The sequence below is a fragment of the Sphingobium sp. SA916 genome (assembly GCF_002894065.1).
Classification (GTDB): Bacteria; Pseudomonadota; Alphaproteobacteria; order Sphingomonadales; family Sphingomonadaceae; genus Sphingobium; species Sphingobium fuliginis.
In genome coordinates this window covers 13,722-30,327 of record NZ_LXYF01000057.1, presented here as the reverse complement: position 1 = coordinate 30,327, position 16,606 = coordinate 13,722, and the positions used below count along the sequence as shown (strand labels likewise).

The following is a 16,606-nucleotide window of genomic DNA, read 5'->3' as shown; positions in this document are numbered from 1 at the left end:
ACCAAGGACCGATGGGATGGACACTCTGCGGGGGCATGAAATCGCCGATGACGAGGACGATTTCGGTCCGGCCGACGATGCAGCGATCGAGACGCCGCCGCTTGTCGGCGCCGATGAGCGCCGGATGCAGGTGCGTGCCTATAATTATTGGGCATCCCTGCTGGGCGACCGCAGCCTGCCGTCCATTGAGGATCTGGCGCCCCAGGATCTGGAAGATTTCGGCCCCTTCAGCGTCCTGCTCGACTTCAGCACCGGGCTGGAGAATCCCGCCATCGTCTATCTCGGCACCGCGCTGCGCGAAGAGTGCGAGATCGACGGGCCCATCCAGTATATCAACGACGTCCCCGCCCGCTCCCTGCTGTCGCGGCTGACCGACCATTATCTCCAGATCATCGCCAACGCCGCGCCGATCGGGTTCGAGGCGGGCTTCGTCAACCAGCGCGACGCGGAAATCCTCTATCGCGGCATTTTGATGCCCTTCTCCTCCGATGACGAGACGATCGACTTCGTCTTCGGCGTCATCAACTGGAAAGAAGCGGCGAGCCAGGCCGTCACGGCGGAGATCGACCGGGAGGTGGAAGCCGCCCTGCTCTCCAGCCCCGCCGCGCCGCCGGTCGCGCCGATCTGGGCGGACGGTCCGACGGTCGAGGATTTCGACACGCTCGACCTTGGCGGCATGGAAAGCCCTGACGAGGACGCTCCGCTGGCCGATTGGCTGGCCCTCGCCCGCGACAGCGCGGAGCAGGCGCGCACCAGCGAGGCGCGCAGCCATGCGGCGCTCTATCGCGCCATCGGGCTCAGCTACGACTTCGCGCTGGTTACGCTCGCCCGGCCGGAGGAATATGCCGAACTGCTGGAGAATAGCGGCCTCAAGGTCCAGGCCCGAGCGCCGATGACCGCCGTGGTGAAGCTGGTCTTCGGCTCCAGCTACGACAAGACGCGCATCACCGAATATGCCACCGCGCTGGATCATGCCCGCGCCAACGGCATCGCCCTGGGCAGCTTCGGCGACTATCTCGCCAATTATGACGGCGGGCTGAAAGCGCTGGTCCGCGACGAACGCGCCCAGCGCCGCACCGACGGCCCGGCCAAGCCCGATCGCCAGCAGACCGCCCGCGCCGCGATGAAGGCGGCCGCCGCGCTCGATCCCTTCACTGTCGCCACCGATGGCGACGGGCTGGCGGTGGTCATCGCCCGGCGGGAGAAGGACGGATCGCTCGCCATTGTCGGCGCGCTGCCGGAAGGGTCGGAAATCGGCCAGAGGGCGATCGTCGCCGCTGCGAATTAGGCGTTGTCGCCCGGCCTGCTCCCGCGCGGGAGCAGGGTGCATTCAACCGGGGCGCATCCTTAATCGCGGCCCAGGCCCCTCCCATCGGCAGAAACGGCCGCGCCGGATTGACAGAACGGGATCATGGGCCGATTTCGTGGCTTACTCTCCAGGGCATTCGTCCCATGCTGCGCTGCATCATATTATTTCAATTTTACGTAACTTTATTTCCCATCTTGGGTTGAGCCTCAAGACGCAGTGGCGCATAGTGGACGGCATCGGTTTGAGAAGTCGCGTGGCGGTTCTCCGGCGCCTTCTCCGTTCACAGAAGCGGGGCTGAACCCGCGGGCAAGAGGCAGGCGCATGACGGCATTGGCTGAATCGAGGCAAGTTGACCACAGCATAAGCGAAGCGCTGGAGGCGGCGCTGGCTCGGGGCGCCCTGCCCGGCGAAAGCGAAGGATTCGACCAGAAGGCGATGCTGGCGGCGGCGGCCTTCATCGCCGGCACCGCCGCGACCCGCCGGCCCGGCCATGTCGCCATCGCCATGGAAACGCTGGGCGAAGGCGCGACGGGGCGCTACATGCGGATCGCCATCGTCAATGACGACATGCCCTTTCTGGTCGATTCCATCGCCAATGCGCTGGCCGCCGCCGACATCATCATCCATCGCCTGCTTCATCCCGTCCTGTCGGTCGAGCGCGACGGCGACGGCCATTTGAAGGCGATACTCGACAATGAAGCCGCCGGGGCGCGCCGGGAATCGATGATCTATATCGAGGCGGACCGCGCCGACGCCAAGGCCCGCCGGGCGCTGGAAAAGGCGCTGGAGGAAACGCTGGCGGACGTCCGCGCCGCCGTGTCCGACTGGCCGAAGATGCGGGAGGCGATGGCCGCCGATGCCGATGCCGTACCCGACGAGGAAGGGGCGGCGCTGCTGCGCTGGTTCCTGGCCCGCCACTTCACCCAGATCGGCCATGAGGTTCGCCACCGCGACGGCAAGGCGGACGCCGGCATCGGCATCTGCGGCCTGCGCGACCAGCCCCTGCTGGCCCCCGCGACGCTGGAGGCGGCCTTCAACTGGTTCGAGGAAGGCAAGCGCACGCCGCTGATCATCAAGTCCAACCGCCTCTCTCGCGTCCACCGCCCCGTCCTGCTGGACCTGATCATCGTGCCGGTCCGGGACGGCAAGCAGGTGACGGCGCTGTCCATCCACGCCGGCATGTGGACCAGCGCCGGGCTGGCGACCACGCCGGACAGGGTGCCGCTGCTGCGGTCTGCGCTGTCGGCGCTGATGGACAAGTTCGATTTCGATCCGCACGGCCATGCGGGCAAGGTGCTGACCCATGCGCTGACCGCCCTGCCCCATGACATCCTCATCGGCTTCGACCGCGAGACGCTGGAGCGGCTGGTGCTGACCTTCATGTCGCTGACCGACCGGCCGCGGCCGAAACTGGTGCTGGGCACCAGCGCGCTGGCCCGCCATCTCTATGCCTTCGCCTGGCTGCCGCGCGAGGAGCTGACCACGGCGCGGCGCGTGGCGGTGCAGGACATGCTGAGCCAGGCCTGCAACGGCCCGGTGCTGAGCTGGTCGATCGCGCTGGAGGAAAGCGGCCTGGCGCTGCTGCGCATCACGCTCGACCTGCGCGATGGCGGCGTGGTGCCCGATGAACAGCCGCTCGACCGGCAGTTGAAGCAAATGGTGCGCGGCTGGCTGCCCGCTGTCGAGGAGGCGCTGGCCGAAAGCGAGGAGGCCGGCCGGGCCGCGACGCTGGCGCAGCGCTACGCCCCCGGCTTTCCCATGGGCTATCGCAACGGCGCCGGCCCGGCCGAGGCGGCGATCGACATCCGCCTGCTGCACAGCCTGTCCGCCCCCGGCGACAAGTCGATCCGCATCTATCGCAACGAAGAGGATACGCCCGAACGGCTGCGGCTGAAGCTCTACAGCCATGACGCCATCGCCCTGTCCGAAGTGGTCCCCGCCTTCGAGAATTTCGGTTTCCGCGTGATCGACGAGATGCTGACGGCGGTCGAAGCCAGGGGACAGGCGGGCGCGCTGGGCCATGTCCAGCGCTTCGTCCTGGAACTGCCGGCGGGAGGCGATGCCGAAACCGTGATTGCCCGCGCCAACATCGTGACGGAAGCGATCGCGCAGGTCACCGAAGGCGTGGCGGAAAATGACCGGTTCAACGAGTTGATCGTCACCGCCGGGCTGGACCAGCGATCGGTCGTGCTGCTGCGCGCGCTGTTCCGCTATCTGCGCCAGACCGGCATGGCCTATGGCATGGCGACCTTTGCCGAAACGCTGCGGCGTGAGCAGGGCATCGCCCGCCAGCTCATCGAGCTGTTCCAGGCGCTGCACGATCCGGAGGCCAAGGATGGACCGGCGCGCGCCGCCGCCGCGCAACAGGCGATCGAGGCGGGGCTGGAGAAGGTCACGGCCATAGACGAGGATCGCGTGCTGCGCCTGCTGCGCGCCGTGATCACCGCGACGCTGCGCACCAATTTCTACAGCCCGGCCGCGCAGGAGGCGCTGGCCTTCAAGCTGGACAGCGCGCAGGTCCCCGGCCTGCCCGCGCCGCTGCCATGGCGGGAAATCTGGGTCTATTCGCCACGCGTCGAGGGCATCCATCTGCGCGCGGGGCCCGTGGCGCGCGGCGGGCTGCGCTGGTCCGACCGCCGGGACGATTTCCGCACCGAAATATTGGGCCTGATGAAGGCGCAGCGAGTGAAGAATGCCGTCATCGTGCCGACAGGCGCCAAGGGCGGCTTCTATCCCAAGCAGCTTCCCAACCCGCAGGTCGACCGCGACGCCTGGTTCGCGGAAGGCACGGAAAGCTACCGCATCTTCATCCGCGCCCTGCTTTCGGTCACCGACAATATCGTCAAGGGCAAGGTGAAGCACCCGGGGCAGGTCGTCATCCACGACGGCGACGATCCCTATTTCGTCGTCGCCGCCGACAAGGGCACGGCCACCTTCTCCGACGTCGCCAACGCCCTTGCACTGGAACGCGACTTCTGGCTGGGCGACGCCTTCGCCAGCGGCGGCTCCCACGGCTATGACCACAAGGCGATGGGCATTACCGCCAGGGGCGCGTGGATCAGCGTGAAGCGGCATTTCGCGGAAATGGGCGTCGACGTGCAAAGCGAGCCGGTGCGCGTCGTCGGCTGCGGCGATATGTCGGGCGATGTGTTCGGCAACGGCATGCTGCTGTCGAAGGCGATCAAGCTGGTCGCCGCCTTCGATCACCGCCACATCTTCCTCGACCCCGATCCCGATCCGGCGAAAAGCTGGGAAGAACGCAACCGCCTGTTCCAGTTGCCGCGCTCAAGCTGGGACGATTATGACAAGACGCTGATCTCCAGGGGCGGCGGCGTCTTCCCGCGCAGCCTCAAGAGCATCCGCCTCACCCCGGAGGTGCAGGCGATATTGGGCGTCACCGACGCCGAAATGGAGCCGACCGCGCTGATCTCCGCGATCCTGAAAAGCCCCAACGACCTGCTCTGGTTCGGCGGCATCGGCACCTATGTGAAGGCCGCCGCACAGAGCCATGGCGATGTGGGCGACCCCGCCAACGACCGCCTGCGCGTCAATGCCGAGCAGCTTCGCGTGAAGGTGGTGGGCGAAGGCGCCAATCTGGGCGTCACCCAGGCGGGCCGCATCGCCTTCTCCCTGCGCGGCGGGCGGATCAACACCGACTTCATCGACAATTCGGCCGGCGTCGACTGTTCGGACAATGAGGTCAACATCAAGATCGCGCTCAACAAGGAAATGGCGGAAGGCCGCCTCTCCTTCGACGACCGCAACAAGCTGCTGGTCGGCATGACGGACGCGGTGGCCGACATCGTGCTGGAGGACAATCGCCTCCAGGCGCTCGGCCTTTCCATCGCGGAGGCGGGCGGCGCGGCGGAACTGGCGAGCTATGTGCGGCTGATCGAAACCTTCGAGGAGACGGGCCGGCTCGACCGGCAGGTGGAAGGGCTTGCCGCCAACGACCAGTTGCTGCGGCGCGGTCAGGAGGGGCTGGGCCTCACCCGGCCTGAACTCGCGGTGCTGCTGTCGACCGCCAAGCTCGCCTTGCAGGACGCCATCGAGCATGGCGACCTGGCCACCGACCCCAGCATGGACGACGAACTCGCCCAGGCCTTCCCGCCCGCGATGCGGAAGAAAGAGGCCGACGCCATCGCCGCCCATGCGCTGAAGAGGGAGATCATCGCCACCAAGGTCGCGAACCGCATCGTCAACCGGCTCGGCCTGATCCATCCGTTCGAACTGGCGGAGGAGGAAGGCTGCTCGCTGGCCGACCTCGCCAGCGCCTTCCTGATCGCGGAAAGGCTCTACGACATCCGCCGGCTATGGGACGACATCGACGCGGCGGAGATGTCCGAAGCCGCCCGGCTCGCCCTGTTCGGGGACATCGCCAACGGCATGCGGGCGCAGATCGCGGACATATTGCGCAGCCTGCCGTCCGGCACGCTGCCGCAGGCGGGCCATGGCGCGCTGGCCAAGGGCGTGGGCATGCTGGCGAAGCAGGTGGACGACCTGCTCACCAGCGAGGCGCTGCGCCGGGTCACGGCCGCAACGGACCGGCTGCTGTCGCTCGGCGCGCCGGAAGCGCTGACCCGCCGGACCGCCGGCCTGTTCAAGCTGGACGGCGCGGTGGGCATCGCCGCGCTGGCCGGGCGCCTGTCGGTGGATGAAGTCGCCCTGACCCGCGCCTTCACCCATCTGGGCGAAGCGGTCGGCATCGACTGGGTGCAGTCCACCGCCGCGCGCATGGCGCCGTCCGATCCGTGGGAGCGGCTGCTGATCTCCGGCGTGGCGCGTGACATGCAGCAGGTGCGGCTCGACTTCCTGGCGCAGGGGACGGGCAAGGACATCGCCCATCATGTCGAGGCATGGCTGAAGGAAAGGGGCGCCCGCATCCAGCAGTTCCGCGCCCTCGTCCAGCGCGCCAAGACGGCGGCGACGCCCAATGTCGCGATGCTGGCGGAGATCGCGGGTCAGGCGCGGGGATTGTTGGGGCGGTAGGAGGCTTTATGCTCTCTCCAACCCCCGTCATTCCCGCGCAGGCGGGAATGACGATTATGGGGTGGGGGTGGGAATCGGCTCCGGCGCAGGGACCGTTTCCGGCGGCGGCGCCTTCCCCAGCCCCGGCCCATAGACCGGCGTCACCGGTTCCTCCACCGTGCGTCCGTGCAGCGCCTCGATCTCCGCCTTGCGCTGTTTCAGATACAGCTCGCGATAATAGGCATAGGGATTTTCCTCGCTGCGGATCTGCTGGATCGTCTCGTCGAAGGCGGCGCGTTCGCCCAGCTGGTTCAGGATCGTCGCGGGAATCACATATTTCGGCTCGTTGAACGGCTTGCCGACGGCGAAGGGCACGACCAGCTTGTCCACCGTATCCCCCACAATGTCGCGCAGCGTCGTCGGCCCGACGATCGGCAGATACATATAGGGGCCCGGCCCCACGCCATAATAGCCCAGCACATTGGCAAGGCCGTTGGGCCGATAGGGCAGGAAGAAGGGCTTGCGCTTCGCCACGTCGAACAGGCCGGCCACGCCCAGGGTGGTGTTGATGGTGAAGCGTCCGACCGTCTCCATCGCCTTGCCCGGCTTGAACTGGAGCATATAGGCCAGGAAGACCACCGGCTCCTGCAAGTTGGAGAAGAAGTTGCGCAGCCCCTTGCGCGCGGGCTTTGGCAGACCCTTGTTATAGGCCTTGGCGACCGGTTCCAACACGGCCTTGTCGACCGCCTGCACCGTCTGGAAACTCTTCTCGTTCAGCCGCTCCAGCGGATCGCCCGGCGGCGGGCGGCTATGGCCCGTCACGACGATCTCGCCCGGCTGCGGCGCGGCAGCCGCAGGCGCGTCCGTGCCCGGCAGGTTCGGCATTACCGGCGGCGGCGGGACGACCAGCACCTGCGGCGTTCCTTCGGCGGCGGCCTGCGGAGCGGCAGGCGCATCGGGCGCTGGCGCGGCAACGGCGGCAGGGTCGGACGCCGCCGCCCCCTCCGTTCCCGCTTGCGCGCCCATCATCAGCATTCCAGCGGCTATGGCCGGCGTCAGCATATCGTCATTCCTTGCAGGCAGGCCCTTTGGAGCGGATGACATTTTCATGTCACGCCCGTTTCATTAAGGCGGCTAATTGCGATGGGGTCACCCGTCAATAGCATGACGCCGCCATCCTGCGCCGGCCGCCGCTCCATGGAAACGATCCGGCTTTGCCTCGCATATTTTGATACAAATTTTGCAAGGCCCATAGTTTGCAATTGCGAGTCGTTCGCGTTATGCAGCCTGCCTCATCTCCCACAGGACTCGTCCCGCTTCCGATGCACGCCCCCGCCCGCACCCAGCCGAACAACAGGAAGAAGAGCCCGAAGGCCTTCTGGCTGAAGCAGCTTCATACCTGGCATTGGGTGAGTTCCGCGATCAGCCTGATCGGCCTGCTGCTGTTCGCCTTCACCGGCATCACGCTGAACCACGCCGCCGATGTCGAGGGCTCGCCGCAGACGGTGACCAGGTCGGCCACCCTGCCCCCCGCCTTGCTGAAGCAGGTCGCGGCGGACGAGGCGCCCGACGCCAAGAGGCCCCTCCCCGCCCCGATCGCCCGATGGGTGGAACAGGAAATCGGCCAAAGCGGTGCGGGCGAAGCGGAATGGTCGGCGGACGAGGTCTATCTTGCCCTGCCCCGCCCCGGCGGCGACGGCTGGGTATCGATCGACCGGCATAGCGGCGAAGTCACCAGCGAGGCGACGAGCCGGGGCTGGATCAGCTATCTCAACGACCTGCACAAGGGCCGCAACGCCGGCAATATATGGAAGTGGTTCATCGACATCTTCGCCGTCGCCTGCTTCCTCTTCGCCCTCACCGGCCTACTCCTGCTCTGGCTCCATGCCAAGAAGCGCCCGACCACCTGGCCGCTGGTCGCCGCGGGCCTCGCCATTCCGGCCGTCCTGGCCATCATCTTCATCCATTAAGGGGGAGTTCTTCACCTCATGCAGATCAGCCACAAGATCGTCCTGACCGGCGCGGCCATCGGCGCCAGCGCCGTCGCCATGCCCGCCACGGGCCAGACCCTGGACGTCACGCTTGCCCTGCCGCGCCTGTCGGTGGCGGAATATCACCGTCCCTATGTCGCGATCTGGCTGGAGAAGGAGGGCGCGCCCGCCCGCACCCTCTCGGTTCTCTACGATGTCGACAAGCGCAACAATGGCGGCGTCAAATGGCTGCGCGACATTCGCATGTGGTGGCGCGCCTCCGGCCGCTCGCTCGCCCTGCCCGCCGACGGCATTTCCGGCGCCACCCGCGCCCCCGGCATCCATAAGCTGAGCTTCACCGCCGGCAAGGGCGGCATGCCGGTCCTGACCCCCGGCAAATATACGCTGGTGGTGGAGGCTGCGCGTGAATCCGGCGGGCGCGAGGTGGTTCGCGTGCCGCTCAACGTAACGGCGGCCGGGGCCAGAGGCAGCGCCGGCGGCCAGTTCGAACTGGGCGCGGTCAGCGCCGTGCTGTCGCGCTGAGGAGGGAGGCCATGATGACGTTCCGCAAGACGCTGTTGCTGCTCGCCGCCACCGCCGCCATGGCTCTGCCGCAAATGGCGGGCGCGGCGCGGCCCTGGATGCTGCCGTCCGAAACCATGTTCGCCGGCGCCGGCAATGAATGGCTGACGGTGGACGCCGCCATTTCCAGCGATCTCTATTATTTCGACCATCCGGGGCAGGACTGGCAGCCGGTCGTGACCGCACCGGACGGCAGCACGGCGCAGGTGGAAAACCGCGCCATCGGCAAGCTGCGCCAGACCTTCGACCTCGGCATCAGGACCAAGGGCACGTACAAGATCGCCATCGTCAACGAGATGCTGATGGGCAATTACATGCTGAACGGCGAGCGCAGGATGCTGCCGCGCGGCACCACCGCCGCGACGCTGGCGACCGCCGTGCCGCAGGGCGCGACGGACGTGCAGACGGCGACGGCGCGCACCCGGATCGAAACCTTCGTGACGGCGGGCGAGCCGGACCGAAAGGTCTTCACGACCACGGGCAAGGGGCTGGAGATGGTGCCCGTCACCCACCCCAACGACCTTGCCGTGGGCGAAGCCGCCACCTTCCAGTTCCTGTTGAACGGCAAGCCCGCGGCAGGGCTGGACGTGGTCGCCATCCCGGGCGGCATCCGCTACCGGTCGGACCTCAAGCAGATGGATGCGAAGACCGATGCCGAAGGGAAGGTCAGCTTCACCTGGCCGGAAGCGGGCATGTATTGGGTCAGCATCAGTTCCGGTGGGCGGCGCGGCCCGGGCGGCGAAGGCCCCGGCGGTGCGCCGGGCGCAGCCGGGCCCCAGGGCCAGCCGCAGGGTGAGGGCGGGCCCCGTCCGCCCATGGGCCCGCCCCAGGACCGCGCCACCTATGCCATGACGGTGGAGGTGCAGGGCTGACCGCGCGCCTGATCCGCATCGCCATCCCGCCCTGCCTCTCGCCCGACCTGTTCGAGCCAGACAAGCAGGCGGGCAGGATCAGCGACTTTGGCGGTCCGACCATGGGCACGAGCTGGTCCGCCCGCATCTTCGACGCCCCGCCCGGCAGCGCGGCGGCGATGGAAACGGTGCTGGGCCGCATCATCGCGCAGATGAGCAATTGGGAAGCGGCTTCCGCCATCAGCCGGTTCAATGCCGCGCCGGTCGGCCAATGGATGCCGCTGCCCGGCGAAATGCTGACCGTGCTGCGCGCCGGGCTGGAGATGGCCCGGCTGTCGGGCGGCGCGTTCGATCCGGCGGTGGGCCGGCTGGTGGCGAAATGGGGCTTCGGTCCGGACGGGCTGACGGGCCTTTGCGAAGGCCCCCATCATCCCTCGCCCTGGACCGCCATCGCGATTGAGGGCGACCGCGCCCGGCGCACGGCCGACGTGACGCTGGACTTTTCAGGCATCGCCAAGGGCTTTGCCGTGGATGCGATGGCGGCTGCCCTGCGCGGCCTCGGCGCTGCGCATTTCCTGGTCGAGATCGGCGGCGAATTGCAGGGGCAAGGGGTCAAGCCCGACCTCCAGCCCTGGTGGGTGGACGTGGAGGCTCCGCCGGGCCTTGCGCTCCCTACGCTCCGGATAGCGCTTTGCGGCCTGTCGGTCGCGACATCCGGAGACTATCGCCGCTTCCGCCAGGAAGGCGGCGTCCGCCTTTCCCACAGCATGGACCCCGCCACTGGCGCGCCCATCACCAACGATGTGGCTTCCGTAACGGTGCTCCACGAAAGCGCGATGCGGGCCGACGCCTGGGCGACCGCGATCACGATAATGGGGCATGAACGTGGCATGGCCCTCGCCACACGGCACGGCATTGCCGCATGCCTGATCCGGCGGGTTGCTGATCGCGGGCAGGAATATATGACGCCTGCCCTGGCCGCGATGCTGGATTGAACCCGAACGGGTGGCGAGCGGAGGATCTGCCCCGCACGCCTGCGAAGGCAGCGGCTTGGCGTGCTGGCAGCGGCGATTTGGCCACCCAAACCGCGCTCCAACCCAAAGCGCGCCTCGACAGCCGAGTATCGATAGGCCAAAGGCGAGCGCATGATCGCTGCCATGGCTTCCCTTCTCTTCGTGCTGATCTGGTCGACCGGCTTCATCGTCGCGCGGGCGATGGTGCCGCATGCCGCGCCGGAGCTGGTCCTGGCGGTGCGGCTGGCGCTGACGACGACCTTGCTCGCCGGGGCGGCGCTCTATGCGCGGCAGGCGCTGCCGCGTGGACGGCGGCTGGGGCTGCATCTGGCGGCTGGCGCGATGCTGCATGGCTTCTACCTGACGCTCAGCTGGTGGGCGGTGAACAACGGCATGCCGGCGGGCGTCATGGCGCTGCTGGGTTCGCTGCAACCGCTGATGGTGGCGGTGGCGAGCGTCGCCTTTCTGGGCGACCGGCTGCCCGCCCGCGCCTGGGTCGGTCTGGCGATCGCGATCGGAGGGGTCGGTTGCGTGCTATTGCCGGCGATCGAGCGGTCGGGCGCCGGATCGATCGCGACAGGACCGGCTCTCGCCGGCGTGCTCGCCGTGCTCGGCATGGCTGGCGGCACGCTGATCCAGCGCGGATCGATAGCAGGCGACGGCATCGCGATTTCCGGGGCGGTGCAGAATGGGGGCGGCGCGCTGCTCGCCATGGCGGCCACGCTGTTCGCCGGGGAATATCGCTGGGACGGCACGCCTGTGCTGTGGATCGGCCTTGCCTGGTCGGTGCTGGGGCTGTCGGCGGGCGGACTGTCGCTGCTGGTGTGGCTGGTGCGGCATCAGGGGCCGACGCGCATGTCGATGCTGTTGCTGCTGGTGCCGCCGCTTGCCGCGGTCGAGGCATGGCTGCTGTTCGGGGAACGGCTGGGTCCGGTGCAGCTCATCGGCTTCGGGCTGGCGCTGGGTGGAGTGATGCTGGGCCGGTCGACGCAACCGACGCGCAATCAGGACATCGCCGAACCGGCCTGAACTCAGCCCTGCCTTTCCCGCAGCCGTTCATGGTGGCGGATGACCTCATCGATGATGAAGCGCAGGAATTTCTCGGTGAAATCGGGGTCCAGATTCGCATCGGTAGCAAGCTGGCGCAGCCGGGCGATCTGGCGTTCCTCCCGGCCGGGATCGGCGGGAGGCAGGTCGTGGGTCGCCTTATGCTCTCCGACGGCCTGGGTGATCTTGAACCGCTCCGCCAGCATGAAGACGAGCGCCGCGTCGATATTGTCGATGCTCTCGCGATAGCGCTTCAGGGTCTCGTCCACTTTGGTCCTCCGCAGAGCATCGCCGGCGAAAATGGACGCGGGTTTTGCGCCCTGACGATGCGTCGATCAAATATCGCGCGCTTTTTGCCGCTTCCGGACGCCCGCGCAAGCTATTCCCGCTTGCCTTTAGCATTTTGCGCCGCCACATGGCGCTTGTCATGACAGCATCCGCCACCGGCAATGTCCACCCCATCGGCCGCGCCAGCAGCGCGCCTTCGCTCGCCCCCATGATGGCGCTGGTCGCCGAGGGCATGAATCAGGTGAACGCCGTCATTCTGGACCGGATGCAGTCGCGCATTCCGCTGATCCCGGAACTCGCCGGGCATCTGATCGCGGGCGGCGGCAAGCGGATGCGGCCGATGCTGACGCTCGCCTGCGCCGATCTGGTCGGTTATGCCGGGTCGCGCCATTACAAGCTGGCCGCCGCGGTCGAATTCATCCACACCGCGACCCTGCTGCATGACGATGTGGTCGACGGATCGGGGCTGCGCCGGGGCCGCAAGACCGCCAACATCATCTGGGGCAACAGCGCCAGCGTGCTGGTGGGCGACTTCCTCTTTTCCCGCTCCTTCGAACTGATGGTGGAGGCGGAATCGCTGAAGGTGCTGAAGATCCTCTCCAATGCGTCCGCCGTGATCGCGGAGGGGGAGGTCAACCAACTCACCGCCCAGCGCAAGATCGACACCAGCGAAGAGCAGTATCTCGACATCATCGGCGCGAAGACCGCTGCCCTGTTCGCCGCCGCCTGCCGCATTTCCGCCGTGGTCGCCGACCGCACGGAGGCCGAGGAGCAGGCTCTGGACGTCTATGGCCGCAACCTCGGCATCGCCTTCCAGCTTATCGACGACGCCATCGACTATGAATCGGACGGCGCGACCATGGGCAAGGATGCGGGTGACGATTTCCGCGACGGCAAGGTGACGTTGCCCGTGATCCTCGCCTATGCCCGGGGTTCGGAAGATGACCGCGCCTTCTGGAAGCAGGCTATTGCAGGCAACCGGGTGAGCGACGAGGATCTGGCGCATGCTACGGGCCTGCTGCGTAAGACGGGCGCGATCGCGGATACGCTGGCGCGGGCGCGGCATTATGGGCAGAGAGCCATCGATGCGCTGGGCATGTTCGACAATGGCAAGGCCAAGGCCGCGCTGACCGAAGCGGTCGGGTTCGCCATCGCGCGGGCTTATTGAGGGTCTGGCAGGCCGGTTCGTTTCCATCGTCGTGTTCCTGCGTAGACAGGTGCACTTAGCGCTTCATTCCGCCAAGACCTCCTGCCGATCATGATCCCTTCTCCTGAAACCATCGCCTTCCTCATGGCCGCCGCGCTTATGGCGGGATGCATCGACGCAATGGCGGGCGGCGGCGGGCTGATCGCCCTGCCTGCCTTGCTCGCCGCCGGAATCCCGCCCGTTCCGGCGGTCGCCACCAACAAGCTGCAATCCTCGCTCGGCACCTTCGGCGCCTGCGTCGCCTATGCGCGGGCGGGACATATGGATCTGAAGGCCTATCGCTGGCCGATATTCGCCGCCTTCGCAGGATCGGTCGGCGGGGCGTGGCTGGTGCAGCGGGTCGATCCATCCATCCTCGCGGGGCTTATGCCTGCGCTGCTGATCGCGCTGGCGGCCTATTTCACCTTTTCGCCCAAGATGAGCGAGATCGACCGGCACCAGCGCATCGGCATGGTGCTGCTGAGCCTGCTGATCGGCGTCATCGGCTTTTACGACGGCTTTTTCGGACCGGGTGCGGGCGCCTTCTACACCAGCATCTTCATTGCGCTGGGCGGCCTGGGCCTCGTGCGCGCCACCGCGCAGACCAAGGCAGCCAATTTCGCCAGCAACCTCGCCGGCCTGCTTACCATGATCGCGGGCGGGCATGTGATCTGGATCGTCGGCCTCGCCATGGCGGTGGGCAGCATCGCCGGCGGGCAGATCGGATCGCGCCTCGCCATGCGCTTCGGCAGCCGCCTGATCCGGCCGCTGCTGATCGTCATGTCGCTGGCGCTGACGGCGAAGATGCTGCTCGACCCTGAAAACCCCATTCACGCGCTGCTGTTCGGCTGATCCTTGCACTCGGCCGGGAATGGCGCGAGAGGGACAGCCATGACTGCCCTGCCCATCGATGCCGTGCTGCCCGACCTGCTTGCCGCCCTGCGCGAAGGCAGCAACGCCGTGCTGGTGGCGCCGCCGGGCGCGGGCAAGACGACGGCAGTGGCCCCGGCGCTGCTGAACGAACCCTGGTGCACCGGGCAGGTGCTGCTGCTCTCCCCTCGCCGGCTTGCGGCCCGCGCGGCGGCGGAACGGATTGCCGAACTGATGGGCGAACAGCCCGGCGGCACGGTAGGCTATGCGACGCGGATGGATTCGCGGATGTCGGCCCGGACCCGCCTGCTGGTCCTGACCGAAGGCATTTTCGTGCGGCGGATCCAGGACGATCCGGAGCTTTCGGGCGTTTCCGCGGTCCTCTTCGACGAAGTGCATGAGCGCAGCCTGGACAGCGATTTCGGACTGGCGCTGGCGCTGGACGCCCAGGGCGCGCTGCGGCCGGACCTGCGGATCGTGCCGATGTCCGCCACCCTGGACGGGGCGCGTTTTGCCGCGCTGCTCGCCCATGGCGGGAAGGACGCGCCGGTGGTGGAGAGCGAAGGCCGCATCCAGCCGCTGGAACTGCGCCATGTCGGACGCGCTGCCGAAAAGCGGATAGAGGATGCAATGGCGGCCACCATCCGCCGGGCGCTCAACGAAGAGGCGGAAGGCGACCTGCTCGCCTTCCTGCCCGGCGTGGCGGAAATCGAACGGACGGCGGAACGGCTGGAGGACGCCGGGGCGCAGGTTCACAAACTCCACGGGTCGCTCGATCCGGCGGCGCAGCGCGCGGCGATCCGCCCCTCGCGGGAGGGACGGCGGAAAGTCATCCTCGCCACCTCCATTGCGGAGACCAGCCTGACCATCGACGGCGTGCGGATCGTGGTCGACAGCGGGCTGGCGCGGCGGCCACGCTACGACCGGGCGGCGGGGGTGACGCGGCTGGTGACGGAGCGGGCGAGCCAGGCGGCGGCGACCCAGCGGGCGGGGCGGGCCGCGCGGCAGCGGCCGGGTGTCGCCTATCGGCTATGGGAAGCGGCTGCGACGGCCGGGATGCCGCCCTTCGACCCGCCGGAAATATTGGAGAGCGACCTGTCGAGCCTGATGCTGGACTGCGCGCTTTGGGGGGTGAGCGATCCGGGCGAGCTGCGTTGGCTGGACCCGCCGCCCGCTGCCGCCGTGGCGGAGGCGCGCAAGCGGCTGACGGTGCTGGAAGCGCTGGACGAGGATGGACGCATCACCGCCCATGGCAAGACGCTCGCCACCCTGCCGCTGGAGCCGCGCATCGGCCATATGCTGGTGCGGGCAGGCGAAATGGGTCTGGCGGAGATCGCGGCGGAGGTTGCCGTGCTGCTGGGCGAGCGGGGAATCGGCGGACAGGACACGGACCTGTCGCAGCGGCGGATGCGCTGGCGGCGGGAAAGCGGCAAGCGCGCCGATGCGGCGCGGGCGATGGCGAAGCGATGGGCGAAGCTGGCCCCGACGGATTCATCCGGCGCAATCCCTGTCAGTGCGGCGGGAGGCCATGAAACCGGCCTCTGCCTTGCCCTCGCTTTCCCGGACCGGGTTGCAAGGCGCCGCTCTGCGGACGGAGCCGATTGGGCAAGCGTCGGGGGACGCGGCTTCCGGCTCGACCCGCTCAGCCCCCTGGCGCGGGAGGAATGGCTGGCGGTGGGCGAAGTGCAGGGCAGCGCCGCGGGCGCCCGCATCCTTTCCGCCGCACCGATCGGCGAGACGGAGGTGATCGCCCTGTTCAGCGCTCGCGTCGCGGAACATCGCACCGTGCGCTTCCGGGCCGCCAATGGCGGGATAGAGGCGCTGCGCGAAAGGCGGCTGGGCGCGGTGCGGCTCTCTTCCGGTTCCGACGACCGGCCCGATCCGACCGCCGTGGTCGCCGCCCTGACCGACGGCGTGCGGCAGGGCGGGCTGGACCTGCTTCCCTGGTCCGACGCCGCGCGGTCGCTCAGGATGCGCGCCGCCTTTGCCGGGGTGGAGGCGCTGTCAGATAGCGCGCTGATGGAAACGCTGGACGAATGGCTGCCCCCGCTGCTGCAGGGCAGGCGCCGCCTTTCCGACATCGACCGCTCGCAGCTTTCGGGCGTGCTGGAAGGGCTGATCGGCTGGGACGGGAAGCAGCAGGTCGACCGGCTGGCCCCGCCCGAATTCCGTTCCCCCGCCGGCAGCGGCCATGAGATCGACTATGCGGCGGAGGGCGGCCCCCGCGTCGAGCTGCGCGTCCAGGCCCTGTTCGGCCTCAACGAGCATCCGGTGGTCGGCAGCGGGCGCATTCCGCTGGTCCTCTCCCTCACCTCGCCCGCCGGCCGGCCGATCCAGACGACGCGCGACCTGCCGGGCTTCTGGAAGGGCAGTTGGAGCGCCGTGGCGAAGGAGATGCGCGGCCGCTATCCCAAACATCCCTGGCCGGACGACCCGGCAGCCGCCAGCGCCACGCTGCGCACGAAACGCGCCGACGCCAAGGGGAAGCCTTGACTTCGATCCAGTCGCTGGTGCAACGCAAC

Annotated in this window: 12 protein-coding genes; 10 read left to right on the top strand and 2 right to left on the bottom strand. The window is 68.1% G+C overall.

Annotated features, from left to right (window positions below; genetic code table 11):
• Window positions 1-16: 16 nt before the first annotated feature.
• Both A8G00_RS17750 and A8G00_RS17745 read left to right on the top strand, forming a co-directional pair.
• Window positions 17-1,288: a hypothetical protein gene (locus A8G00_RS17750; protein WP_103001306.1), complete on the top strand. Its 1,272-nt coding sequence runs from the start codon at window positions 17-19 to the stop codon at window positions 1,286-1,288.
• 342 nt (window positions 1,289-1,630) lie between these two features.
• Window positions 1,631-6,298 carry an NAD-glutamate dehydrogenase domain-containing protein gene (locus A8G00_RS17745; protein ID WP_103001305.1) on the top strand — a complete coding sequence of 1,556 codons (4,668 nt, stop codon included), beginning with the start codon at window positions 1,631-1,633 and terminating at the stop codon, window positions 6,296-6,298.
• 54 nt (window positions 6,299-6,352) lie between these two features.
• Here the strand turns inward: A8G00_RS17745 and A8G00_RS17740 are convergent, their stop codons facing one another.
• Window positions 6,353-7,339: a VacJ family lipoprotein gene (locus tag A8G00_RS17740; protein WP_103001304.1), complete on the bottom strand. Its 987-nt coding sequence runs from the start codon at window positions 7,337-7,339 to the stop codon at window positions 6,353-6,355.
• 260 nt (window positions 7,340-7,599) lie between these two features.
• Between A8G00_RS17740 and A8G00_RS17735 the strand changes: the two genes are divergently transcribed.
• The 5 genes from A8G00_RS17735 to A8G00_RS17715 all read left to right on the top strand — a co-directional run bounded on the left by A8G00_RS17735 (window position 7,600) and on the right by A8G00_RS17715 (window position 11,722).
• The gene (locus A8G00_RS17735) at window positions 7,600-8,247 is read left to right on the top strand and encodes a PepSY-associated TM helix domain-containing protein (RefSeq protein ID WP_044660112.1); all 648 of its coding nucleotides are present in this window, start codon (window positions 7,600-7,602) and stop codon (window positions 8,245-8,247) included.
• Between the two features lie 18 nt (window positions 8,248-8,265).
• Window positions 8,266-8,790 (top strand): DUF2271 domain-containing protein, encoded by a 525-nt coding sequence (locus tag A8G00_RS17730; RefSeq protein WP_103001303.1) that lies wholly within the window; start codon window positions 8,266-8,268, stop codon window positions 8,788-8,790.
• Between the two features lie 11 nt (window positions 8,791-8,801).
• Window positions 8,802-9,701 carry a DUF4198 domain-containing protein gene (locus A8G00_RS17725; RefSeq protein ID WP_103001302.1) on the top strand — a complete coding sequence of 300 codons (900 nt, stop codon included), beginning with the start codon at window positions 8,802-8,804 and terminating at the stop codon, window positions 9,699-9,701.
• Between the two features lie 101 nt (window positions 9,702-9,802).
• The gene (locus tag A8G00_RS17720; RefSeq protein WP_103001301.1) at window positions 9,803-10,675 is read left to right on the top strand and encodes an FAD:protein FMN transferase; all 873 of its coding nucleotides are present in this window, start codon (window positions 9,803-9,805) and stop codon (window positions 10,673-10,675) included.
• Window positions 10,676-10,825: 150 nt separating this feature from the next.
• Window positions 10,826-11,722, top strand: coding sequence for a DMT family transporter (locus A8G00_RS17715; protein ID WP_048575421.1), 897 nt, complete (start codon window positions 10,826-10,828; stop codon window positions 11,720-11,722).
• A 2-nt stretch (window positions 11,723-11,724) separates the two neighbouring features.
• On the opposite strand, the gene A8G00_RS17710 is transcribed toward A8G00_RS17715, so the two are convergent.
• Entirely contained in the window at window positions 11,725-12,009 is a 285-nt protein-coding gene (locus A8G00_RS17710; protein ID WP_025549589.1) for a chorismate mutase, read from the bottom strand.
• A gap of 158 nt (window positions 12,010-12,167) precedes the next feature.
• On the opposite strand from A8G00_RS17710, the gene A8G00_RS17705 reads away from it, so the two are divergent.
• The 3 genes from A8G00_RS17705 to hrpB all read left to right on the top strand — a co-directional run bounded on the left by A8G00_RS17705 (window position 12,168) and on the right by hrpB (window position 16,577).
• Window positions 12,168-13,196 carry a polyprenyl synthetase family protein gene (locus A8G00_RS17705; RefSeq protein WP_025549588.1) on the top strand — a complete coding sequence of 343 codons (1,029 nt, stop codon included), beginning with the start codon at window positions 12,168-12,170 and terminating at the stop codon, window positions 13,194-13,196.
• Window positions 13,197-13,286: 90 nt separating this feature from the next.
• Entirely contained in the window at window positions 13,287-14,066 is a 780-nt protein-coding gene (locus A8G00_RS17700; RefSeq protein ID WP_044660117.1) for a TSUP family transporter, read from the top strand.
• A 39-nt stretch (window positions 14,067-14,105) separates the two neighbouring features.
• Window positions 14,106-16,577 carry an ATP-dependent helicase HrpB gene (gene hrpB, locus A8G00_RS17695; protein ID WP_103001300.1) on the top strand — a complete coding sequence of 824 codons (2,472 nt, stop codon included), beginning with the start codon at window positions 14,106-14,108 and terminating at the stop codon, window positions 16,575-16,577.
• Window positions 16,578-16,606 lie beyond the last annotated feature (29 nt).